Origin of the sequence: Gillisia lutea (genome assembly GCF_021568705.1) — a bacterium.
GTDB lineage: Bacteria > Bacteroidota > Bacteroidia > Flavobacteriales > Flavobacteriaceae > Gillisia > Gillisia lutea.
The window spans coordinates 42,167-67,029 of the sequence record NZ_JAKGTH010000010.1 but is presented as its reverse complement, the minus strand read 5'-3'; the positions used below and the strand labels follow the sequence as shown (position 1 = coordinate 67,029).

Genomic DNA, 24,863 nt, shown 5'->3' with positions numbered 1-24,863 from the left:
AAAAATGAAAAAATACATTTTAACAATTATTGCTCTCGCATCACTATGGTCCTGCCAGACAGATGAGCAATATGAAGATTATAACCGGGATCCTAAAAACCCTACTGAAGTAAAAGCAGACTTCTTATTTACTGCTGCTACTGTAAGCTTAGGGGATCAAATGGCAAGTGCCAATGTTAACCGAAATATCTTCAGGTTTATATCACAATACTGGACATCTACAACATATTTAGATGAACCAAATTATGATTTAAATAACCGAGGAATTACAGATAACCAATGGAATGAACTATATAGAGATGTTCTTTTTGATATTAGCGACTCTAAAAGTTTAGTTCAAGCTGATGTGGAATTAACTGAAGGTGAAAAAACTGCAAGATTGGCTCAATTAGAAGTATTAGAAGTATACACATGGCAGGTTCTTGTTGATACTTTTGGGGATGTTCCTTACTCTGAAGCATTAAATGCAGCAGATTTCCCACAACCAAAGTATGACGACGCAGCAACAATTTACGCTGACCTGATTTCAAGGTTAACCGCTATTAATTCTGATTTCCAAGCTGGAAATGGTTTCGGTAGCTCTGATGTAATTTACGGTGGCGACATGGACAGCTGGGCAAAATTCTCTAACTCTCTTCTTTTGAGAATAGGAATGAGATTATCTGATGTAAACCCTGGTCTTGCTCAATCTGCAACAGAAACTGCTGCAAGCAATGGTGTATTTATGTCTAACGACGACAATGCAACCATCGTATACCAAAGCACAAATCCAAACACGAACCCATTATGGAGTGACCTTGTGGAGAGTGGAAGATCTGATTATGTTCCCGCTAATACTCTAGTGGATATCATGAATGATCTTGAAGACCCAAGAAGATCTGCTTATTTCGATGACAACTTGGCAACTTACACTGGAGGTATTTATGGAGGTAGTAACTCTTACCCTTCTTATACTCATGTAGGTGAAGCGTTCTTAGATCCTACTTTACCGGGAATCCTTTTAGACTATTCAGAAGTTGAATTTCATTTAGCTGAAGCTGCTCAAAGAGGTTACGGTGTTACCGGAACTGCAGAAGAACATTATAATGCTGCAATTACTGCTTCAATTAATTACTGGGGTGGATCTGATGCCGCTGCTGCAACTTATTTAGCAAAAGCAGATGTTGCTTACGACGCAGAAAATTGGAGAGAACAATTAGGAACTCAGTTCTGGATCGCCATGTATGATAATTCAATCATGGGATGGAACGTTTGGAGAAAATTTGATACTCCAGTGTTAAACTTACCTGAAGATAGTGGTAATTTTGTTCCTTTAAGATATACTTATCCTATAGGTGAACAAAACCTTAACTTAACTAACTATGAAGCTGCATCAGCAGCCATAGGTGGGGATGACCTTTATACCGCATTGTTCTGGGATGTAACAACTCCAGATCAATCAACATACCCAGGAGGACCTGCTGAAGATTAATTTTAACACTCTTCATATTCTAAAAGCTGCCCAAATTGGGCAGCTTTTTTTATTTGCTAGATTTAAGAAAAACCTATCTTTGCGCTATGGAAGACACTACTACTATTTTTGGAATACGCACTGTTATTGAAGCTATTCAAAGTGAGAAGAACATCGATAAGATCTATATTCAAAAAGGCCTGAACAACCCATTGTTTCAAGAGTTATTATCAGTAATTGGTAAAAAAGGATATAATATTTCGTATGTTCCGGTAGAAAAACTTCAAAAGTTAACACAGGGAAATCACCAAGGGGTTGTAGCAAAGATCTCACCAATTGAATTTCCGGAAATGGAGGAAATAGTACAAAAAGTACTAGAAGACACTTCCACCACTCCCCTTTTCCTACTATTGGATCAAGTAACCGATGCCCGGAATTTTGGTGCTATCATTAGAACAGCCGAATGCTGTGGAGTACATGCTATAATTGTTCAAAATAAGGGTGGTGCACCGGTGAATGCAGACACCGTAAAAACTTCAGCAGGAGCTGTATTCAATATTCCTATTTGTAAAGTGAATCACATTAAAGATGCCATATATTATTTACAAGGCTCTGGAGTGAATGTTGTGGCTGCTACCGAGAAAAGTGATACTACTTTGTATGACACTAACTTTAATCAACCAACAGCTTTAATTATGGGTAGTGAAGGAAGAGGAATTAATCCCTCTGTTCTTAAAATTGTTAATGACAAAGCTAAATTACCAATGTTTGGGACTATTGGTTCACTAAACGTTTCAGTAGCATGTGGCGCATTTTTATATGAAATCGTTAGACAACGATTATAGATTGATTAATCTTCGGTTCTTTCTTTATAGATATAATTATAGGTTACATCTTCTGAATCTTCATCTGGCAAATTTTCAATAAAATTTCCTTCAGCATCAAAATGCTTCATAAAAGCATCTTGTTCTTCTTCATAATCTTGGCGCTGCCATTCATACTTAGGGGATTTTTCAATCTTTTCTTTGTACATAAATGCGAAAAGCAAACCTACAACGAGACCAGATAAATGCCCTTCCCAGGAAATCTGAGGGTCTACAGGAGCAATAAACCATAACATTCCTCCATACATAAACACTACGATAAAAGACAACGCCATTAACCGGTAATATTTTGAAAATATCCCTTTAAAAAATAAAAAGGAAGCCAGTAAATAGATCATGCCACTGGCACCAATATGAGTTGCCTCCCTTCCAATGCTCCAGGTTAAAAGACCTGTAAGCAACATTCCCAAAAACAAAATCTGCCAGCTAATCTTTCTATAAAAATAAAATAGCGCCGTGGAGAGAACCAACAGTGGAATTGTATTATGGAATAAATGCTTGATATCAGAATGTATGAAGGGAGAGAATAACACTCCCCTAAGACCGGAAAATGTTCTGGGGCGAACGCCTAAATAATTAAAATCGTATCCAAATCTTATTTCAAACCAGAATACCAACCAGATTAAAATAACAAACATTAGCGGATAACCTATTACCCCCAAAGTAAATTGGAAAGGTGAATCCTGGTTTATTGAAAAGTTTTGTTTGGACATACTTAAAATTACATATTAACTAGAAAAGACCCGCTCAACTTTACACATATACTATCATAATTATTAGATGACCTCTTAGCTTAAATCAAAATATATTAATCAAATCTTATGCTGAAATAATAGCTTTGACAAATTGGCAAAAATGCTAAGTTTTCCAAAATTGACTTCCTAATTACTACCTTTGTAAAATGAATAAACCTCTTGCAGAACGCTTACGACCAGAAAAACTTAGCGACTATTTAAGTCAGCAACATCTTATTGGACCTAATGGCGCTATTGCCCAACAAATAAAGCAAGGTAGTATAGGCTCTCTAATATTATGGGGCCCACCGGGAGTTGGGAAAACTACCTTAGCCAATATTATAGCCAAAGAAAGTCAGCGACCTTTCTATACTCTTAGCGCTATAAGCAGCGGTGTTAAAGACGTTAGAGAAATAATTGAGAAGGCTAAGAAAGGTGACGGTTTATTCACCACCAAAAATCCTATTTTATTTATTGATGAAATTCATAGATTCAGTAAATCACAACAGGATTCACTATTAGGAGCGGTAGAAAAGGGGTGGGTCACTTTGATAGGAGCTACTACCGAAAACCCAAGTTTTGAGGTAATTTCTGCATTGTTAAGCCGATGTCAGGTTTATATCTTGAAACCTTTTGGAAAAGAAGAATTGATTGCTCTTCTACATAGAGCAATGAAAGAGGATACCGTTTTAAAACAAAAAGACATTAAATTAACCGAAACGGAGGCACTCTTACGTCTAAGCGGAGGTGATGCAAGAAAATTACTTAACATCTTTGAACTCTTGGTTACTTCTACCGCGGGACCTGTTGAAATCACGAATCAACTTGTACTGGATAAAGTACAACAAAACACGGTACTGTATGATAAGACGGGAGAGCAGCATTACGATATAGTTTCAGCTTTTATAAAATCTATTCGCGGGAGTGACCCTAATGCCGCAGTATATTGGCTGGCAAGAATGATCGAAGGCGGAGAAGATGTTAAATTTATCGCCAGAAGATTATTGATCCTTGCGAGTGAAGATATAGGAAATGCCAATCCAACAGCCTTAATTATGGCTAATAACACCTTTCAGGCGGTAAGTACTATAGGTTTTCCCGAATCTCGCATAATTCTAAGTCAATGCGTTATTTATTTAGCAACCTCTGCAAAAAGTAATGCTTCGTATATGGCAATTAACCAGGCAATAAGCTTAGTAAAGAAAACCGGAAATCTCTCGGTTCCACTCCCATTAAGAAATGCTCCCACTAAACTGATGAAAGATATAGGCTATGGAGATAATTACCAGTACGCGCATAACTATGCTAATAACTTTGTAGAGGCCGACTTTCTACCGGAAGAGATCAAGAACACTACTCTTTATAATCCCGGCAACAATCAAAGAGAGGCTGCTCAAAGAGAATTTTTAAAGAAGCGTTGGAAAACCAGATACGATTACTAGTCTTTTAAAACATATTTCTTAGAAACAACAGAAGTTTTATCGGAATTTAAAAACTCAACCACCAGATTACCTTCCTTTCCAAAGTAGGCTGTACCTTGAGAACCAATTGAAGAATAAATAAAATTCCCTTCTCTACCGGATGCAATTAACGCAGCAAACGGCTCTGCCATTCCCTCTTGATAAAACTTGAAACCCTCATTAGATTTCAAAAGATAGAAGGAATTCCCTTCATATTCAAAATTGGTTTTTCCTGCTGACGCTACTTTTTTACCACTATTTAAAGGAGCGGTCTCCTTCTTGGATGGTACCTCTTTAGCTGCTGGTTTTTCGGAGTCAACCACTTGCATCTTTTCTTCATTAGCAACAGCTACAGCAACTTCATTTTTTTCAGGTAATTGCTCTACTACCTCAGGAATAGTCTCTTTTACATAAGCGTAATTTAACGCTTCTACAGATTCAAAAACTTCACGCAAAGCCTCATGATAAGCTTTTTTGAATTCCTTAATTTTACTAGTCCCTTCTTCTGAAACAAACACTTGCTTATTATTACAATCCCTTAAAATCAACTGAAGTTTTGTTGAAAATAAACCGGAATTATCTATTACATCGGCGTACAACATAGAACACCTATTGCTCCCAAATTCTTCAGAAATTTCCTCATCATTAAAGAACGCCTTGAAATTATACTTTTCAAAAAGGAACTTTGTTAATTCATTAAGTTGATACTGGTTCGATTCCTTTAAGAATTCGAATCGATTAGGAACCACAACATATTTATATGAATTAAGATTTTGTGCGAAAGTTGATGCCGCTGTCATAAAAAATACGGCGCAAATAAAAAGTGTTTTTTTCATTATTTAGTAACTATAAATTGCATTCCTAATTGTATGGATGCACTTTGGGATTTAGCGAGATTAAGATATCCAAATATATTATCTGCTGCAAGGTATGCATTAAAATTTTTAAAGTTCTTAGATATTAAAAACCCTAGATTCGTAAAGGAATAATCGTCTACGGTATAAGCCACCTTTAATCGCAAGGTTTTTGTCACCTTACTATCGTAATAGACACTCATAGCCATATTGAAAGTTTTTGGTCGGTGAATACCAAACATTTGAAGACCCACTCTACTTTTATGCCTTCTATTATCCGGTCGTCTATAATCGCAAGGACTAAATATTTTTCCATAGCCATATTCCACAGAAGCGTTTATTTTCCTAGGTCTCCATGTAACATAAGATTCATTCAGGGTCTTGTCTTTTAAATTCTTATCCACTTCATCTTCGAAAATATCCCAATATGGAATAGTTTTCCCATTTTCATCTACATCTGGAAACAACGGTTCAATTCCATCGGTTTGGTAACTTCCACGATAAGTATAATTTTCCACATCGCTTCTTTGCAACATTATTCCAATATCCTGAACCGAGGCAGTAAATATCAGATTTTCTCTATAGGCATAGGTAGCCCCCAAGTCTATACCCGCCCCAAAATTACCCCCAAAGAAGGAACGCTTCAGTAAATCTTTTGTAGACTCTTGTACCGATTGACCATCCCCTTTTAATGAAGCATAACCAGAAGTGTTTACTCTAATATCAATATTCTCAGCGAAATGACGATAATAATTAGGACCTTCAGGAGTATCTCTAGTTATAAATACCCCGGAATTATTAGTACTTTCTACATTGAAAATCCCAGAATACAACTTACCTCTTGCTCCTACTGTTAACCATGGGTTGATTTTTTTATTGAGCCCTAAATGATACACAGTTAATATCTCTCCGGTAAAAGCAAGATCAGAAAAATCGAAGGGCAGGTTGATATAATCATTATTACCTTCGTTAACTAACACGGCTGGATCTTTAGGGAAATAAGCAAACATATCCATCTCCTGATACACCCCCATAGAAAGATAATGTTCCTTATTCAGGCGCCAACCTAACGATACAATTTCCAATTGCTCATTCACCATAAAATGATCTTTATTGGTTAGCCTCCTAATTGTTGCTGTAACCCTCTCATTAATGTCGGCATCTGAATCTTCAAAAATATCATGAAGATTGGCAGTGGTAGAACCGGCAGAAACGTGAACCTGAGATAAAAAAGGAACTCCAAAATGGCGGTCGAAAGTAATGTTCGCTCCTGGATTACTCATTAAGGTTTGTGGCAGCCAACTTACATTATACAGTAACTGCTTATTTTGCCCTTGACAGGAAATGATAATAAAAAAAAAGGCTAGAATAAAGAGTTCTCTCATATTCTAAAATTGAAAAGAGAAAAGCCCCTTAGATTGAAAATTTAACGTTCCGCTAAATTCTTGTGCGTTGGGTAGAACTTCTAGCTCCACTACCATTTTTATAGATCTCTTTATAGCTCCAATATTGGAGTTATCTATATACTCAATCCATTCGGTGGGTACAGGGTTATTTTTATTTCCAGGATCTACATCAAAATCGACTTGATACTGCTTTCTATCACTTTCCGACAAAAAAGAAATGCTGCTTTTAAATTGTTGAGGAAATGAGTTGATGTATTTGAAGCTAAGTTCAACTTCCTCAAGATCGTTTTGTATATAATCATCATCAAGAAATTCCAGCCTTACGGTATCCCTAATAACAGTCCGCGCTTGATTGGTTCCAAAATCGATAAAGTCTTGCTCTGTAACCTCAAATATCAGCAGATCTACTTGCATATCAGGCTGAAGAGAAATCTCTTCGGCCTTACTTAAATCCACGTCTTTTACACAGGAGGTTACTCCCATTAGCAATAAGAGCAAAAAGACCAGCCGCAATGATTTTTTTGTAGAAAACATTTAGAAATCATTTGAACTACCACAACGAAGATAGGGATTCTTTATTGCTATAAATATTTCTCTAAGTCTTTTAACTTTTGAACCTGATGTATTTCAAAAGCATCATTTTTAGCGTAATAATCGAAATAAACAGCATGCATACCATAACTTTTAGCTCCTAATATATCGGCCTCATAATTGTCGCCAATCATCAAGCTATTATGAGGAAGCGCATTACTCTTTTGTAAGGCATGCTCAAATATCCTAAGGTGCGGTTTTTTCACTCCTGTTTCTTCCGAAGTGGTTATAGTTGTAAAGTATGAGGCAATATTACAATTTTGAAGTTTTGTTTGCTGCACCTCTTCAAACCCATTGGTAATAATATGAAGCTTATATTTTGGCTGCAAATAATCTAAAAGCTCAATTGTTCCCTCCAACAAGTGATTAAAACCTGGTAAAAATTGAATGTACTTATTAGATAAGTTCTCTATAACAGGTTGAGGTACTTCTACTTTGCGACTAGAAAAACTATCTACCAATCTACCTGTTCTTAATGATTCTTTTGAAATTTGATCATTTCTATACAATTCCCAATACTTACTGTTTATAGGCACATATACCTTTAAAAATTCCTCCAAACCAATCTCTAGATTCTCTGATCTAAAAATAGACTGGAAAGTAAGGGCTGAATTTTTATCAAAATCCCATAAAGTGTGATCCAGATCAAAATAGATATGTTGAATATTATTGAACTTCATGAATCTGATTTAATAACGCATAGTAAAAATCTCTATCTTCATATTCAGAAAAATCCCTGTTGCGGAAGATTCCTCTAAAAGTGCCATCTATAGATTTAAGTTGGCTTAGAACCGTTGTGATCTCTGTTTTTACAGTCTGATAAGCTGTGGCATGGCAAACTTGCGAATTGAACACGTAAGGGTGTATTGTTAAAGGAGTAGTAATCTCCATATTGATATCATAGAAAAAGTAAGAGGTCCCTGTCCCAGCTCTAAATCCAATATGCTCTGGATACCCCATAGAATAATCATTGGGAATTTCCAGTTCATTAAGATAGCTATAATGTTCTGGCAGCATAAGATTGTATTTACTGTTTATAACACTTTGAAGCGGACCATGAATGATACTTTCAAAACGTTTCTTCTCTATTTTTAGAGCTTCCATCTCCTTTACAGCAAAAAAACCGAGACGCAATCCAACTTTTGAATAATCGGCCACATACTTTATGATAGAACGATAATTAAGTCGGTTATGATTAATGTTTCTATCGTAGATATTAAAATCGCTTAACTGGAACATGAACACCATATTCGCCTTATACTTTTTTATAAAGAGAATTAGATCATCAAAAATATTATAGGGATCTTTTTTAAGCCTAAGCAAGACTTTGATTCTATCTGTAACTCTAGAAATTCTTAAATGAAACAGATCTATAAACAATCCTGCAACCGACCTTAACATCCCTTTGTTCTTGAAGCTAAAAACCTGACTCACCGATATAACAGATATTTTTTGAAATTCCCTTGGAGTAAATTCTATATCGGTAAATTTATATATTAAAAGCTGCTTGAATTTATAGGCCCAAATATCAACTACCGGAGAGGTTAAAAAGTCTTCTTGAAAAGCAAGGCTTTCCCCGGCTGGAAACCTCCCAAAAGCATCTTTTACATGAGGTAAATATTCTTCATACCTGGAGAGTAAATAGAAAGAAGCCGCAAATACATCGAATGGGAGATCACTATTTTCGGAAACAGCAAAGAAGCATTTAGTTTCTTCCCAGGGCTGCACTTTTACCTCTACATCACTCAAGCCCTGTTCTAATAAAACTTCAACATTTTGAATAAAGAGTTCATTTCCCAGTCGTTTTTTTCCATAAGAGAATTTCATTCCCTGATGAGCTATAAACTCCTCAATTTTGGTAGTAAATCTAATTTCTAATCCAAGTGTATGTGTACAAATGTGCTTAAAAATATAGATTATTCTGGGAGTAATTTTTTGAGTATATATTAAAAGCATTTTAGTTTTAATTACAGCAATCCTTCGTCGGCAAAGCTAAAATAGGACTTTTCAGTAACAATAAGATGATCCAGAATTTTAATGTCTAAACTTTCAGCAGCGATCTTCAATTTTTGAGTAAGTTGTTTATCGGCCTCACTCGGGTTCAAATTCCCGGAAGGGTGATTATGAGCTAAAATTAAAGCCGTAGCACCCAATTCTAAAGCCTTGCGCAAGGTAATTCTAACATCCACCAATGTTCCAGTAATACCTCCCTTGCTAATTTGGAATTGCTCAATTATCTTATTGGAATTATTAAGATACAATATCCAAAATTCTTCATGCAATAATTCACCAATGGTAGGCTGCAACAATTCAAAAACGGTATTACTGGAAGTTATTTTTACTAACTCTAGTGCTTCCTCCCTACGTCTCCTTCTACCAAGTTCCATAGCAGCAATTATAGTAATCGCTTTTGCCTCACCAATTCCTTTAAAGGAGGTTAATTGAGAAACGCTAAGTTTGCCTAAGGAGTTTAAATTGTTTTGCGTACTTGTAAGTATGCGCTTGCTAAGTTCGACTGCGCTCTCCTTAGTATTACCAGAACCTATTAATATAGCTATTAATTCGGCATCGGTTAAAGCCATGCGCCCTTTCTCTAAAAGTTTCTCCCTAGGTCGGTCCTCAAGGGCCCAATTTTTAATTGTTAAGGAAACATGTTCTTCACCCATAGTTTAGCTTTTTATAAATATAAAAAACGACCAGGATATTTCATCGATTATTTTGAAGGGGCCTCAAAAATTTTCTCAGGAAACCCATTGCTTTATTTCTTCAAAATCCAAACCGCCGTAACTACCGCTACTCATTAACAATACAGCTTTATTAGAATAGTTTAAGCTCTTTAAAAACTCTTTGAATTCTGCAGGATCGGTATACACGGTTAATCCCTTTCTATCAAAGGCTTCGGAAATTTGTTGTTTGGAGATAGGCTCCAGCTTTTTCATTTTAAGTGCTTCGGGAGAATAAAAAACTACAGCTTGATCAGCAGCATCTAAACTGGACTTATATTGTGTTAGAAATTCAGGAGAAAGACTGCTATAGGTATGCAATTCTAAACAAGCAACAGTTATTTTATCAGGAAATTGCTCTTTTACAGCTTTTGTAGTTGCATTAACCTTAGAAGGACTATGAGCAAAATCTTTAAAAACCAATGTATCAGGGGTTTCAACAATTCTCTCTAATCTTTTTGAAGCTCCTTTAAAAGTGGCTACAGCCTCATAAAAGTCATCTTCATCTATGCCCATGTGCTGACAAATCCATTTAGCACCGGAAAGATTATTCAAATTATGCGCACCAAATAACTCAATAGGCATGTCACCCTCAGGAGTATCCAGGATAGTCTTTCCATTTTCCACTCGGTAAGAAGGAGTTTTATAAGGGTGCTTTCTAATTTGATTGGTAGTGTTTTCGGCAATTTTAACTAATTCCTCATCTTCTTCATTATAAACCAGTATACCACCACTTACTATGGAATCTACAAAGATTTCGAATTGTTCTACATAATTCTCATAAGTAGGAAAAACATTAATATGATCCCACGCAATCCCACTCAGCAAGGCAATATTAGGCTTGTAAAGGTGAAATTTTGGACGTCTATCTATTGGAGATGAAAGGTATTCGTCTCCTTCTAAAAGAATGAAATCATTCTCTTCAGTTAAATGAACCATGGTATTAAAACCCTCCAACTGTGCGCCCACCATGTAATCTATCTCTTTGTCATGATAATGCAAAACATGAAGAATAATGGATGTTATTGTGGTTTTCCCATGAGAACCTCCAATAACTACTCTGGTTTTATTTTTTGATTGCTCAAATAAAAACTCCGGATAAGAATATATTTTAATACCCAGTTCCTGAGCTTTAATTAATTCCGGATTATCCGATTTAGCATGCATTCCCAATATAACTGCATCCAAATTAGAGGTTATCTTTTCAGGAAACCAACCAAATTTATCAGGAAGTAAATCGTGTTTTGCCAATCTAGATTTTGATGGTTCAAAAATCGCATCATCGCTTCCGGAAATCTGATATCCTTTATGACGTAGCGCCAAAGCTAAATTGTGCATAGCACTTCCACCGATGGCAATAAAATGAAGATTCATAGAAATACTTTTTAAGGCAAATATAATATTAATGGGTAGATTTTAGTAGGAAACCACTACAAACCGGGACTAATTATAAACGAAGAATTCTTTGTTTTTCCTCTTTAGCTTCCTTGAAGTCATGCTTAAGCGTTAGAGCTTTTTCTATAGATGTTCTGGCGGCATTTTTATTCTGTAATATTACCTCTATCTGCGCTTTTCTATAGTAAGCCCATTCCAACGAATAAATATCTTTATAATTATAGTTATCAATATAAGAGTTCAACAACCTGAGTCCGTAAGCCGGTTCTAAATTAAACTCAGCAGAGATTTTACCTAATTCATAATTCAGGGAATTTCTTTTCTCTTTTATGGTTTGGACTGAATGAATTTTCATGGCCATGCGATATGCAACCAATGCTTTCTGGACTTTGTTTGTCTCCTTAAACATAAAAGCCTCAGATAAATAGCCATCAACCTTATTTAATTTAAATAATTCTGATCTATATTTCTGAGCCTTTTCCTCACTCCCTCCAATAAACCCAGGTAACTGCATATAAAGTTCTACTAAAGCTCTTCTAGATTCAATATGAGTCGGATTTATCTCTGCAGCTCTTTCCAGATATTTTTTGATGTCAGAAATATATGCAAGCGCCTGAAACTTGGAGACTGATAACGCCTTCATTCCAAGGGCTCCACCTAATTTAAAATTATAATCGGCCTTTCCGGGATTGATTCTAACCAGCACTTCATATTGCCTTATTGCTTGATTCCAATCTTTTTTATAACTATATAAATCACCCAAGGCACTAATTACAAATTCATTCTCCGGCGAATTAGTTAATTTTTGCTCAAGTAAAAGTTGCGCTTTATTATAATTACCCTCATCCAAATTCTTTTGAATATCAACGACTTGTACTTGTGAGTAACAAAAATTTACAAATAAAAAAAATATGGCACATCTATAATGTCTCATGCTTTATGTATTACTTTAAATTATAAGTAGTGAACTAAAATTGATATAATCAATTTTGTTAACACAACATTAACTCTCAACACTCTAATCGTTAAAAAATTGCCTAAATACAGCGGAAATGTTGAAAATTATTGCAATATTTGCGTGGCCTATAATGGCGTTTTCTCAATAAATATACAATGTTAAATTTAACACCTAGCCTATGCAAAATTTTACTTTAGGAAAGAAGGGGATAGCTATGCTCCTTTTTACCTTTATTTTATTAATTGGAACCTTGCCCTCATATGGGCAAAACTGCCCTTCTTTGACAGATCCAACACCAGATGATTTTTGTTATCTGCAAACTGTTCAAGATTTAACTGCTGAGACAGGAGCCACTACTACTAGTGGTGAAGTTGCCTGGTATAGAACTGAAACTTCTGCTAATGCAATTCCAAACACTGAGCTTCTAAGAACTGGTAACTACTACGCTGGAAATTCTGACGGAACATGTACTAGTAGAACTTTAGTAAATGTTACTGTCGATGATATAGGAGCACCGGTATCACAATTTGGTAACTTCTACGAACCTTGTGAATATAGTACAACCGATGTAAGTATTGTTCAAGATTTGATTGACAACATTAACAGCACTGTTGTTGGTGCTGAGGTGCAAATATTTGATGAAGAATTTGGTAATTCACCTCTATTTCCACTAACGCCACTTGTTGAAGGCACCAGTTACTTTGCAGGACAAATAAACCCTTCTACAGGATGCCCAAGTAGCAGAATTGCAATTCGTTATGATCCAATTTTAGCTACAGCTCCAACAGGAGATGCTGCTCAAACGTTTTGTGATGGCGCCACAGTATCAGATTTAGAAGCTACCGGAATAAATAGATGGTATAGCACTTCTGATTCATACCCTGCTTTAAACGGCTCCACCCCTTTAATAGATGGAGAAACCTATTTTGCTAGCCAGATAGTAAACAGGACTAATAGTACATTACCTCCATGTGAGAGTACTGCAAGATTTGCGGTAACTGTTAGCTTGAATCCTACAACTCCTACTGAAAGCTCACAAGAATTCTGTGAATCTATTGGTGAAGGAAACAACTTTAGAAGACCTAGTGTAGCTGATTTAGCTCCAGAAGGTGGAATTTTCTACGATGAAGAAGATTCAACCACTCCGCTTGACCCATCGACATTATTAGTTGATGGCGAAGATTACTTTTTGAGAGATGATAATACATGTGCTCAAAACAGAATAACAGTAACAATTTCAGATGCACCTAATTCTGGAAGCACAACTTTTACAACTACCTGTGAGAATGATGAAGCTTTTAATTTAGCAGATAGATTAGAGCCTTCTATTTTAGGACCAGCCGATAGTGATGGTATATTTTCTCCAGCTTTATCAACAGGAACTCAAATCTTCAACCCTGCAGATTATGCTCCTGGTGAATATAGATTTAGTTACGTTACTGGAAGCACAACTTCTTGCCCTAATGACTCAGCATTCATAACCGTGACAGTTCAAGAGGCTCCTAATGCAGGAGAGGACGGTAGTGTAACATTAAACATTACGGATGCACCAGTTAATTTATTTGACTATTTAGAAGGAACACCTACGGCTGGAGGTACTTTTGCTCCAGGAAATGCTAATGGTTCTTTTGATCCTTCAACTCAATCAGGAGGAGAATATGTATACACAGTAAGTAACGCCAATTGTTCATCATCGGCTTCTGTTTTTGTAACCATATTAGATGAGCAAGAATGCCCTATAGTATTAGAAACTTCACAGGAATTCTGCGAATCAATTGGAACAGGAAATAACTTTAACCTTCCTAGAGTAGAAAATCTATCTCCTTCAGGAGCTACTTGGTATATAGATGCTACTAGCACAACACCAGTTGATCCGAATACTCCTTTACAGGATGGTGATATTTATTATGCTGGAAACTCAAGTTCTACCTGTCCAGATAGAACAGCGGTAACAGTTACAATTTCAGATGCTCCTAACTCTGGAGCTACAACTTTTACGACTGCTTGTGAGAACGATGGAGCTTTTAATTTGGTTGACAGATTGAATCCATCAATACTAGGCGCAGCAGATAGAGACGGAGTGTTTTCTCCGGCTTTATCAACAGGAACTCAAATCTTCAACCCTGCAGATTATGCTCCTGGTGAATATAGATTTAGTTACGTTACTGGAAGCACAACTTCTTGCCCTAATGACTCAGCATTCATAACCGTGACAGTTCAAGAGGCTCCTAATGCAGGAGAGGACGGTAGTGTAACATTAAACATTACGGATGCACCAGTTAATTTATTTGACTATTTAGAAGGAACACCTACGGCTGGAGGTACTTTTGCTCCAGGAAATGCTAATGGTTCTTTTGATCCTTCAACTCAATCAGGAGGAGAATATGTATACACAGTAAGTAACGCCAATTGTTCATCATCGGCTTCTGTTTTTGTAACCATATTAGATGAGCAAGAATGCCCTATAGTATTAGAAACTTCACAGGAATTCTGCGAATCAATTGGAACAGGAAATAACTTTAACCTTCCTAGAGTAGAAAATCTATCTCCTTCAGGAGCTACTTGGTATATAGATGCTACTAGCACAACACCAGTTGATCCGAATACTCCTTTACAGGATGGTGATATTTATTATGCTGGAAACTCAAGTTCTACCTGTCCAGATAGAACAGCAGTAACAGTTACAATTTCAGATACTCCTAACTCTGGAGCTACAACTTTTACGACTGCTTGTGAGAACGGTGAAGCTTTTAATCTAGTTGACAGATTGAATCCATCAATACTAGGTGCAGCAGATAGAGACGGAGTATTCTCTCCTGCTTTATCAACAGGAACTCAGATCTTTAACCCTGAAGATTATGCTCCAGGTCAGTACAGGTTCAGATATATTACAGGTAGTACAACTTCTTGTCCGAATGACGAAGCTTTTATAACAGTTACTATTCAAGAATCCCCTAATGCAGGACCCGATACTAATTTAAATATCTGTTCTGCAGCTATTCCGGGAATTATTGCCAATCCTAGTCAATTTATGGATCTTTTACCAGAAGGAGTTGATACAAATGGTACATTCAGTCCTTCTCTAGAGGTTCTATTAGTTCAATTTCAAAACAACCCATTAGGTACTTACAGTACTACTTACACTGTGAGTAATGGAAATTGTACTGACTCAGCAGAGCTACAATTAAGCATTACACCATCTCCTAATGCAGGACAAAATGGATCTGTAACAGTTTCAAGATCAGACGCTCCTTTTAATTTATTTTCTGAATTAAATGGAACTCCTACAACGGGAGGAACATGGTCTCCAGGAAACACAGACGGCAGCTTTAACCCTGCAACAGATGACGCTGGAATTTACACCTACACTATTAGCCAAGGGGGCTGTACTAGCACTTCAACGGTGACTGTAACAATTGTAAATGATCCAGTTTGCCCAGTGGTAGACGACACAACTCAAGAATTTTGTGAGAGTATTTCGGATATCAATGGAAACAATCCTAGACGTCCAAGAGTATCCGATTTGTTACCGACTGGTGCAACTTGGTATGCAACTGCCGATGCCACTACACCGTTGGCTGCAACAACTATTTTAGTAAATGATGAAGACTATTACGCAGGAAATAGCGACGCAACCTGTCCAACTAGAGGCCGTGTTGTGGTTACAATAGATGAATCGGCGAACGCAGGTGCTACTACGATTATCAACGTTTGTGCAGATGACGAGCCGTTTGATGTTGTTCCTTTAATCAACGAGTCTTTACTAGGTGCAGCTGATGCCGGAGGTTTCTTTACTCCTGCATTAGCAAATGGAACTATATTCAATCCAGCGGTAGATCAAGCACGAGTATACACTTACAACGTGTTAAGCGCTAATTCTTGCCCTGACGATTCTACACAAATTACTATCAACATTCTCCAGAACGTTGATGCTAATGCAGGAGAAAACTTCTCAGTTAGTTATTGTACTTCTGATGCTGAGATTAACTTAGCCGATCTTTTAGCTGAGGATGTAACTCCTGGAGGAAGCTTTACTGGATACTCTAATGGACCTACGTTTAACCCAACGGTTGCAGGTAGTGGAGTATTTGAATTCACTTATACTGTAGGAGAAGATCTACCGTGTGTTGAAGGTTCTGCTTCAGCTAATATCACGATCACAGTTACAGACAAGCCTGAAGCACCGGTTGCTGATGCAAACCAATCCTTCTGTTTCGGAAACACTCCTACTGTTGCTGATTTGGTAGCTAGTGGAGATAACATTGTTTTCTATACTAACGAAGATTTATCAACGGTTGCAAATGCCACAGATGCTTTAATTAACGGGCAAATGTATTATGCTGTTTCTACCTCAGGAAACACGTGTGGATCTTCAGCAACAGTAATTACTGTTACTATCAATGATTCAGTTGCTCCAACCTTATCTTTTGAAGGTGATGAGTTCTGTAGAGGCGATAACCCAACGGTTCAGGATTTAATTACTAATCTTAACGGAGATGCTATTCAAATTTATGCTGCATCATCAGGAGGAACTGCTTTAGGAACTAATATCTCCCTTCAAAACGGAGTAACATATTATGCTTCTTCAACTGATAGTACAGTAGGATGTGAAAGCACTGAGAGGCTACCAGTTACTGTATCAGTAGCATTCTGTGGAATTCCAGAAGGTTTCTCTCCGAACGGCGATGAAATCAATGATGAATTTGTAATTCCAGCAATACGAGATGACTATCCAAACTTCACATTTGAAGTATATAACAGATGGGGTAAAATGGTATTCAAAGGAAATGCGGGTACACCAGACTGGGATGGTATTTCTAATCAAAATGGAACTTTGGGAGACAAAGTACTTCCTGTAGGAGTTTACTTCTATATCCTGAAATACAACGACGGACAAACCGAACCGGTACAAGGAAAATTATACTTAAGTAGATAACTAAAGGATAAACACTAGAAAGAAATGAAAAACACTATAATCAATTATTTAATCTTTACAGGTATTATCCTTATCTCATTTAAGGGTATGTCTCAACAAGATCCGCTATTCACTCAGTACATGTACAATATGAGTGTTATTAACCCAGGTTACGCTACCGATGATCCGGGAATGCTAAACCTAGGCGGTATATATAGATCTCAATGGGTAGGAATTGACGGTGCTCCAAGCACCGCCAGTTTCTTCGCTCACACTCCTGTAAGTGAAAGAGTCGAATTAGGACTCTCTATAGTTCACGATGAAATTGGAGATTGGGTAAAAGAGAATAACATCACTGCAGATTTCGCATATGTTCTTCCTCTAAACGAAAGCAGTAAACTTTCATTAGGTGTAAAAGGAGGTATTACCACTTTCGACGCTAATGTATCAGGTCTTACTCTGAATCAATTGAACGATCCTGCTTTTCAAGACATGAATGAAGTATTTCCAGTATTTGGAGTTGGAGCATTCTGGTTTGGTGATAAATACTATTTAGGAGCATCTGCCCCTAACTTATTTACTGCTAAACACCTTGAGAATGAACAAGGCCTTAAAAGGTTGGGTGAAGAGAACATTCACTACTTTTTAACAGGTGGATATGTCTTTGATTTGAACGAAGATTTCAAACTTAAGCCAGCTTTTATGGCGAGAGGTGTTGAAGGAGCTCCATTATCTGTAGATATTACTGCAAACGTTTTGATGTTTGACAGATTGGAAGCTGGAATTGGATACCGTTTTGATGAGTCTATTACAGGTTTAATCAACTTTGCAATTACTCCACAATTAAGAATTGGATACGCTTACGATCGTACTACTTCTAATCTCGGAAATTACAACGACGGAACCCACGAATTCTTATTATTATATAATCTAGACTTATTCGGATTATCTAAAGGATATGACAAATCACCTAGATTCTTCTAAAAACCTACGACACATGAAAAAACTATATAGTTCAATTTTAATCATTCTTTTAAGTTTCTCAGCAGTTGCACAAACTGCTGAGATAAAAAAAGGCGATCGATTCTTTGCTCAAAGAGCATTTATCGATGCTGCTGATGCTTACGAGAGAGTAAATGATAAAGACCAGGAAGTTCTTCAAAACTTAGGAGATTCTTACTTCTACACCAATCAAATGGAGAATGCTGCAGAAGTGTATAAAACACTTTTCCTGAGACACGCTGCCGAAGTGGATGCAGAATATAAATTCAGATTTGCACACGCTTTAATGGGAGTGAACAAATACAAAGAAGCTGACACTTACTTCACTGAATATTATGGTAAAGATTTCAATTTTGAAGAATTCAGAAAAGATATCGACACCACAATATCTCATGTTTATACTACTAATCAGGTAATGAACAATGCTGCATCTGCAGATTTTGGAATTGCTTATTATGGAGATCAAGTTGTTTTCGCTTCAACAAGAAACCAAGAAAGACCTATTTATCCATGGGACAAAAAACCAACATTAGATCTTTATACTGCCGATGTTGATGATGAAGGAAAACTTAGTGCTATCGTTCTTTTTCCTGGAGATATCAACACCGATTCTCACGAGAGTTCAGCTACATTCAGCAAGGATGGAATGACAATGTTCTTTGATAGAACTAATGAGAAAAGGGTTAAAAATGAAGAAGGTGTAAGAGTAGCAAACATTAGAATATACCGTGCTGAAAAAGTGGATGGTAAATGGTCTAATATTGAAGCCTTACCTTTTACAAGTGAAGATTATTCTACGGAGCACCCAAGCTTGAGTGCCGATGGTAAGAAATTATACTTCTCTAGCGACATGCCTGGAACTACCGGATCTTTTGATATCTACGTTGTAGATGTTAATGAAGATGGTACATACGGAACTCCACAAAATCTAGGAGCTGGTGTTAACACTGCTAAAAGAGATCAATTCCCTTTTATCAGCGAAGAGAATGTTTTATACTTTTCATCTGACGGTCACCAAGGATTTGGAAACCTGGATGTGTACAAGTCTGAAGGAGATTTCTCTGAAGTGAAGAACCTTGGATCGTCTGTTAACAGCTCAAGAGATGATTTCGCATTCGTAATTAAAGAAGGCGAAAGCAGTGGATGGATAGCTTCTAACAGAAGAGGAACAGACAACCTTTACAGTTTCTCAAGAGAAGACTACACTCCTCCGGTTGTTGAGATCGACGAAAGAGAAACCAATACTGAAACAGGTAGACAACAACTTAAAGATGTTGGAAATATCTATTTCGACTTTGATAAAGCTACCATTAAAGCTGAATCAGAAGTTACTCTAGACAAAGTAGTGGCTATCATGAAAAAATACCCAACACTAGAAATAGAAGTAGGTTCTCATGCTGATGCAAGAGGAAGTGATAAATACAACATGGAACTTTCAGAAAGACGTGCTGCTTCAACTATGGAATATTTAATATCTCATGGAATTGAAAAAGAACGTTTAACCTCTAAAGGTTACGGAGAGTCTATGCCATTAAATGATTGTACAAAACCTACTGGATGTACTAACGCACAATATGCTAAGAACAGACGTAGTGAGTTCACAATAATGAACTAAGATTGCTAACTAACCAATCCAAAAAAGCCCCGAAATTTCGGGGCTTTTTTCATTTACTTTTTTCATTAATCAATAACTAGTGAGCTACCTTTGTCTTACTGATCAATCATTCTTAGGAGGATAGCCTTTTAAGGCCTTCTGAACAATGGATTTTAATTGAAGTTCTCTTTCTCTGGGAGAAGCATTTTTATTGAATTGGCTATCTACAATTGCTTGCCACACCAAGGAATCATTACTTGCATCTATAAAGTCAAAAGTGATTCTAAGATAAGTTTCAGGTCCACCGATGGGGATTCCGCCAGACACTCCTACCCCAACATTTCCTCCACCACCGCCTACACCTATCCCCAGGTTATTACGGCTTGCTGTTTCATATTCTTCTGCATAAAAATTAACGTAGACATTAGGATTTTGTGCTGAATGAAAACCTTTTAAATTCAACTCCGATTCCAGAATTCGAAGCAAGCGCTGTTCATCTAACTGACTTAGCCTAGTGATCAGGTCAGGATAGAATTGATAAGTCGTAAGCTCAGTAAAATTATAATTCTGATCATAATCATATGTCGCTTTTGGAGCATTGCAGGAAGCTATTAGCAACAATAAAAGGCCTGTTCTTAAAAATTTCATGGGATGACTTTTTCTTAAAGTTAAGAAAAAGTCATCCCATGCATATTCAGATTAACAATAATTAACCCGTATTTTATTTTTCTGGCTTATTGAGCATTTCCCAGAGCTTATCTTTAAGTTCCATTAATCCCTGTTGTGCTACTGAAGAGATAAACAAATAAGGAGCTTCCAAATTCTTATCTAAAATTGCTTTCATTTCGGCTTTCAATTCGGCATCCAGCATATCGCTTTTAGAAATTGCAACCAATCTGTCCTTATCCAGCATCTCAGGATTATAACGTCGCAATTCATCTAATAGAATCTCATATTGCTTTACAATATCGGGCGCATCGGCAGGAATTAAAAACAATAAAGTAGAATTACGCTCAATATGTCTAAGAAAACGGTGACCTATTCCCTTACCTTCTGCAGCACCTTCAATTATTCCCGGAATATCTGCAACCACAAAGGTTTTAAATTCACGATATTCTACAATTCCTAAGTTAGGCTTTAGAGTAGTAAATTCGTAATCGGCAATTTTAGGTTTTGCAGCAGTAATAACCGATAATAGTGTAGATTTACCGGCATTAGGAAACCCTACTAAACCAACATCTGCCAAAATTTTTAGCTCGAGAGTTATATCTACTTCCTGCCCGTCTATACCCGGCTGTGCATATCTGGGAGTTTGATTGGTGGATGATTTAAAGTGCCAGTTTCCCTGACCACCTTTTCCACCCTCAGCAACTATAATTTCCTCTCCGTCTTCGGTAACTTCAAATAGGATCTTTTGAGTTTCTGTATCACGCACAGCTGTTCCCAGTGGCACTTCAATGTATTGATCGCCACCATCGGCTCCTGTGCTTCGTTGCTTAGACCCATGCTCACCATGTTCTGCCCGAATATGACGCTTAAACTTTAAATGGAACAACGTCCACAAATTCTTATTCCCCTTCAAGATCACGTGTCCTCCACGACCACCATCTCCTCCATCGGGACCACCTTTGGCTATATATTTTTCACGTCGCAAATGCGCAGACCCCTGTCCTCCTTTTCCGGAGGTTACATGAATCTTTACATAATCCACAAAATTCCCTTCAGTCATAATATTTTATTTATTTCTATACGCCAACTTACAAACTACCGGATGATAGTTTAACTCTTATACCAAATTCTTAAAAACTATGCTTTTGCTTGAATAGAATCGATCACTTTGCTTATTCTTTGGGTAATCTCAGAGATCGAACCAACTCCATTCACACCAAAATACTTATCTTCTTTAAGATAATATTGTTTTAAAATAGCAGTTTCTTCGTAATATACTCTTATTCTATTTCGAATAATAGCTTCATCGGCATCATCCTTCCTACCCGAAGTTTTCCCACGTTCCAGTAACCTTTGAACCAACACCTCATCATCAACTTCTAAAGCAATCATGGCAGAAACTTCAGTGTTCTTCTCTTCCAATAACTTCGCTAAAGCTTCAGCTTGTGCAGCAGTACGTGGAAAACCATCAAAAATAAAACCTTTAACACCCGGGTTCTTATCTACCTCAGCACTAAGCATGCTAATAGTAACATCATCGGGCACTAACTGACCTTTATCTATGAAAGATTTAGCGTGTAGACCTAATTCCGTTTCATTTTTAATATTATATCTAAAAACATCTCCAGTTGAAATATGGACAAGTTCATATTTATCTTTTAAAAAGCTTGCCTGAGTTCCTTTTCCTGCTCCGGGAGGGCCAAACAATACTAAATTCGTCATGTTCTCTTTTTTAAGTTTATATATTTGAGAAAGATTTCTACCTAGGCCATTATAATCTAAACCATATCCTACTATAAAATCGTTAGGAATTTCCATACCTACATACTCTAAAGGATATTTTTGAAGGTATGCTTCAGGTTTAAAAAATAAAGTGACAACTTTATAATCTGCAACTAATTTATTTTTTAAGATCTCATCGAGGGCACATAATGTATTTCCGGTATCTACAATATCTTCTACCACAATAACATGTCTCCCTTCTAAAGGCATATTTAGGCCCAGCAACGTTTTTACTTCACCCGTACTTACAGTTCCTTCATAAGAATCGAGTTTTGCAAAAACCACTTCACAGTCTCCTTTAAATCGCTTTATAATTTCAGAAGCAACCATAAAAGCACCATTTAATACTCCAAGAAATACCGGAGTTTTATCTTTATAATCTCGGTTTAGACGTTCCGAGATTTCAACTATGGCTTTGGTAATTCTATCTTCCGATATAAAGGGCTCGAATTTTAAATCGTGTAACTGGATCAATGCAATAAAATTTTAAGGAGCAAAGATACGGATTCTAAACTATTCCCACTCCCATTAAATTAATGCATTTCTTATAGATTCCCTCTCTCAATCCATCTTAAAAAATTATTTTTGTGTAAACTTCTAAAAAGCTATGGTTAACTATTTTTCTTCAGATTTTAAATTAGGCATTCTTGGCGGCGGACAGCTGGGGAAAATGCTTCTTTACGAAACACGAAAATATGATGTACAAACCTATGTAATAGACCCAAGTGAAGAAGCTCCCTGTAAAATAGCAGCAAACTATTTCCAGACCGGTGATCTTATGGATTACCAGACTGTGCTTGAGTTTGGGAGAAAGGTAGATGTACTTACTTTTGAAATTGAAGCAGTAAATATTTCAGCTTTAAAGCAATTGGAAAGCGAAGGCATTAAAGTTTTCCCCTCTTCTAAAACCTTAGATAAAATACATAATAAGGCCATTCAAAAGCAATTCTATACAGATCAAAATATACCCACAGCTCCCTTTAAAAGTTTTGCCTCTAAAACTGAATTCATGAATGCTGTTAATTCCGGAGAAGTGAATTTACCCACCGTCTGGAAAAGTGCTACGGGCGGATATGACGGAAGAGGAGTTATGGTGCTTAAAACTAAGGCCGATATTAACGAAATTCTTGAAGGAGAATGTATTGCTGAAGAATTGGTGCCCTTTAAAAATGAACTTGCAGTGATTGTTGCTAGAAATCCATCTGGAGAAGTAGCAACTTATCCTGTAGTAGAAATGGAATTTCACCCTACTGCAAACCAAGTGGAATATGTGGTTTGCCCAGCTCGTATAGAAAGTACTGTTGCTGATAAAGCAAGAAAAGTAGCTGAAGAGGTTTCCAAAGCATACAAACATGTTGGCTTATTGGCAGTGGAAATGTTCCAAACAAAGGACGATGAAATTATAGTGAATGAAGTGGCACCAAGACCCCATAACAGTGGACATTACAGTATTGAGGCAAGTTACACCAATCAATTTGAACAACACCTCAGAGCTATTCTAGACCTTCCTTTAGGTGATACTTCGAGTAAAGTTGGTGGGATCATGGTAAATCTTTCAGGAGCAGAAAATCATAGCGGACCTGTTAAGTACAGTAACATTGAAAAAATCATGAAAATGAAAGGGGTGACTCCCCATATCTACGGAAAGAAGATCACTCGTCCCTTCAGGAAAATGGGACATGTTACCATTGTGAATGAAGATTTAGCAGAAGCTAGGAAAATAGCACAAGAAGTAAAAAACACCATTCAGGTAATAAGTGAGTAACTTTAAGCCTATAGAATTTATAAAAAATAGAAAATGAGCAAAGTAGCAGTAATAATGGGTAGCACCAGCGATATGCCGGTTATGCAGGAAGCAATTGATATATTAAAAGGATTTGATATTGAAGTAGAAGTAGATATTGTATCTGCCCATCGAACTCCCGAGAAATTATTTGATTATGGAAAAAACGCTCATACTCGTGGGATTAAAGTAATAATTGCAGGAGCCGGAGGAGCAGCCCATTTACCGGGCATGATCGCTTCCCTTTCTCCACTTCCCGTGATTGGAGTACCTGTAAAATCGAGCAATTCTATTGATGGATGGGATTCTATTCTTTCCATTTTACAAATGCCGGGAGGGGTACCGGTAGCAACGGTTGCCCTCAATGGAGCGAAAAACGCCGGAATTTTAGCCGCACAAATAATTGGAACTACAGATCCCTGTACCTTAGATAAGATATTGGTATATAAAGAAGGCTTGAAACAGAAAGTTATCGCAGGTGCAGAAGAAATAAAAAAATAAAAAAAGCCACGTATAACGTGGCTCGCAAAGTAGTAACTCGTCTTGATAATATCATTTATTAACCATTCTAAATATATTACTATAAACTATTGAGAGACTACTAAGACTTTTAATGTTTCGGAAATATACTACAAATAATCTGTATAAATCGTTAACATTAAT

The 24,863-nt window shown here is 36.8% G+C and carries 20 protein-coding genes; 8 read left to right on the top strand and 12 right to left on the bottom strand.

Annotated elements, in window-relative coordinates:
• Window positions 1-4 precede the first annotated feature (4 nt).
• Together L1I30_RS11320 and rlmB are read left to right on the top strand one after the other, a co-directional pair.
• Window positions 5-1,471 carry a SusD/RagB family nutrient-binding outer membrane lipoprotein gene (locus tag L1I30_RS11320; protein ID WP_236134409.1) on the top strand — a complete coding sequence of 489 codons (1,467 nt, stop codon included), beginning with the start codon at window positions 5-7 and terminating at the stop codon, window positions 1,469-1,471.
• Between the two features lie 86 nt (window positions 1,472-1,557).
• The gene (gene rlmB, locus L1I30_RS11315) at window positions 1,558-2,295 is read left to right on the top strand and encodes a 23S rRNA (guanosine(2251)-2'-O)-methyltransferase RlmB (RefSeq protein WP_236134408.1); all 738 of its coding nucleotides are present in this window, start codon (window positions 1,558-1,560) and stop codon (window positions 2,293-2,295) included.
• 5 nt (window positions 2,296-2,300) lie between these two features.
• Here rlmB and L1I30_RS11310 read toward each other — a convergent pair whose 3' ends face one another.
• Window positions 2,301-3,047: a rhomboid family intramembrane serine protease gene (locus L1I30_RS11310; protein ID WP_236134407.1), complete on the bottom strand. Its 747-nt coding sequence runs from the start codon at window positions 3,045-3,047 to the stop codon at window positions 2,301-2,303.
• Between the two features lie 188 nt (window positions 3,048-3,235).
• On the opposite strand from L1I30_RS11310, the gene L1I30_RS11305 reads away from it, so the two are divergent.
• Window positions 3,236-4,510, top strand: a complete 1,275-nt coding sequence (locus L1I30_RS11305) for a replication-associated recombination protein A (protein WP_236134406.1) — start codon at window positions 3,236-3,238, stop codon at window positions 4,508-4,510.
• Here L1I30_RS11305 and L1I30_RS11300 read toward each other — a convergent pair.
• The 8 genes from L1I30_RS11300 to L1I30_RS11265 form a co-directional block, all read right to left on the bottom strand.
• Window positions 4,507-5,364, bottom strand: coding sequence for a hypothetical protein (locus L1I30_RS11300; RefSeq protein ID WP_236134405.1), 858 nt, complete (start codon window positions 5,362-5,364; stop codon window positions 4,507-4,509). The genes L1I30_RS11305 and L1I30_RS11300 overlap by 4 nt on opposite strands.
• Window positions 5,364-6,767 carry a DUF5723 family protein gene (locus L1I30_RS11295; protein ID WP_236134404.1) on the bottom strand — a complete coding sequence of 468 codons (1,404 nt, stop codon included), beginning with the start codon at window positions 6,765-6,767 and terminating at the stop codon, window positions 5,364-5,366. Before L1I30_RS11295 ends, L1I30_RS11300 begins: the two co-directional genes overlap by 1 nt.
• 3 nt (window positions 6,768-6,770) lie before the next feature.
• Entirely contained in the window at window positions 6,771-7,322 is a 552-nt protein-coding gene (locus tag L1I30_RS11290) for a hypothetical protein (RefSeq protein WP_236134403.1), read from the bottom strand.
• Between the two features lie 47 nt (window positions 7,323-7,369).
• Window positions 7,370-8,059 (bottom strand): YjjG family noncanonical pyrimidine nucleotidase, encoded by a 690-nt coding sequence (locus L1I30_RS11285; RefSeq protein ID WP_236134402.1) that lies wholly within the window; start codon window positions 8,057-8,059, stop codon window positions 7,370-7,372.
• Window positions 8,046-9,335, bottom strand: coding sequence for a DUF7033 domain-containing protein (locus L1I30_RS11280; RefSeq protein ID WP_236134401.1), 1,290 nt, complete (start codon window positions 9,333-9,335; stop codon window positions 8,046-8,048). The genes L1I30_RS11285 and L1I30_RS11280 overlap by 14 nt, the downstream gene beginning before the upstream one ends.
• 11 nt (window positions 9,336-9,346) lie before the next feature.
• Window positions 9,347-10,045, bottom strand: a complete 699-nt coding sequence (gene radC / locus L1I30_RS11275) for a RadC family protein (RefSeq protein WP_236134400.1) — start codon at window positions 10,043-10,045, stop codon at window positions 9,347-9,349.
• Window positions 10,046-10,120: 75 nt separating this feature from the next.
• The gene (locus L1I30_RS11270; protein ID WP_236134399.1) at window positions 10,121-11,476 is read right to left on the bottom strand and encodes a UDP-N-acetylmuramate--L-alanine ligase; all 1,356 of its coding nucleotides are present in this window, start codon (window positions 11,474-11,476) and stop codon (window positions 10,121-10,123) included.
• Window positions 11,477-11,549: 73 nt separating this feature from the next.
• A complete protein-coding gene (locus L1I30_RS11265) occupies window positions 11,550-12,431 on the bottom strand; it encodes a tetratricopeptide repeat protein (RefSeq protein WP_236134398.1) in 882 nt (293 codons plus the stop codon).
• Between the two features lie 202 nt (window positions 12,432-12,633).
• Between L1I30_RS11265 and L1I30_RS11260 the strand changes: the two genes are divergently transcribed.
• From L1I30_RS11260 to L1I30_RS11250, 3 genes are read left to right on the top strand one after another with little or no spacing between them, the layout of a single operon-like run.
• Window positions 12,634-17,391, top strand: a complete 4,758-nt coding sequence (locus tag L1I30_RS11260) for a T9SS type B sorting domain-containing protein (protein WP_236134397.1) — start codon at window positions 12,634-12,636, stop codon at window positions 17,389-17,391.
• Between the two features lie 24 nt (window positions 17,392-17,415).
• Entirely contained in the window at window positions 17,416-18,354 is a 939-nt protein-coding gene (locus L1I30_RS11255; RefSeq protein WP_236134396.1) for a PorP/SprF family type IX secretion system membrane protein, read from the top strand.
• 13 nt (window positions 18,355-18,367) lie between these two features.
• Window positions 18,368-19,987, top strand: a complete 1,620-nt coding sequence (locus tag L1I30_RS11250) for an OmpA family protein (RefSeq protein WP_236134395.1) — start codon at window positions 18,368-18,370, stop codon at window positions 19,985-19,987.
• A 102-nt stretch (window positions 19,988-20,089) separates the two neighbouring features.
• Here L1I30_RS11250 and L1I30_RS11245 read toward each other — a convergent pair whose 3' ends face one another.
• The 3 genes from L1I30_RS11245 to L1I30_RS11235 form a co-directional block, all read right to left on the bottom strand.
• On the bottom strand, window positions 20,090-20,614 hold the full coding sequence (locus tag L1I30_RS11245; protein WP_236134394.1) for a DUF4136 domain-containing protein: 525 nt from the start codon (window positions 20,612-20,614) through the stop codon (window positions 20,090-20,092).
• 73 nt (window positions 20,615-20,687) lie between these two features.
• Window positions 20,688-21,695, bottom strand: coding sequence for a GTPase ObgE (gene obgE / locus L1I30_RS11240; RefSeq protein ID WP_236134393.1), 1,008 nt, complete (start codon window positions 21,693-21,695; stop codon window positions 20,688-20,690).
• 77 nt (window positions 21,696-21,772) lie between these two features.
• Window positions 21,773-22,891 (bottom strand): adenylate kinase, encoded by a 1,119-nt coding sequence (locus L1I30_RS11235; RefSeq protein WP_236134392.1) that lies wholly within the window; start codon window positions 22,889-22,891, stop codon window positions 21,773-21,775.
• A 133-nt stretch (window positions 22,892-23,024) separates the two neighbouring features.
• On the opposite strand from L1I30_RS11235, the gene L1I30_RS11230 reads away from it, so the two are divergent.
• Window positions 23,025-24,182, top strand: a complete 1,158-nt coding sequence (locus L1I30_RS11230) for a 5-(carboxyamino)imidazole ribonucleotide synthase (RefSeq protein WP_236134391.1) — start codon at window positions 23,025-23,027, stop codon at window positions 24,180-24,182.
• Window positions 24,183-24,215: 33 nt separating this feature from the next.
• Window positions 24,216-24,701 (top strand): 5-(carboxyamino)imidazole ribonucleotide mutase, encoded by a 486-nt coding sequence (purE, locus tag L1I30_RS11225; protein WP_236134390.1) that lies wholly within the window; start codon window positions 24,216-24,218, stop codon window positions 24,699-24,701.
• The last annotated feature ends 162 nt before the right edge of the window (window positions 24,702-24,863 follow it).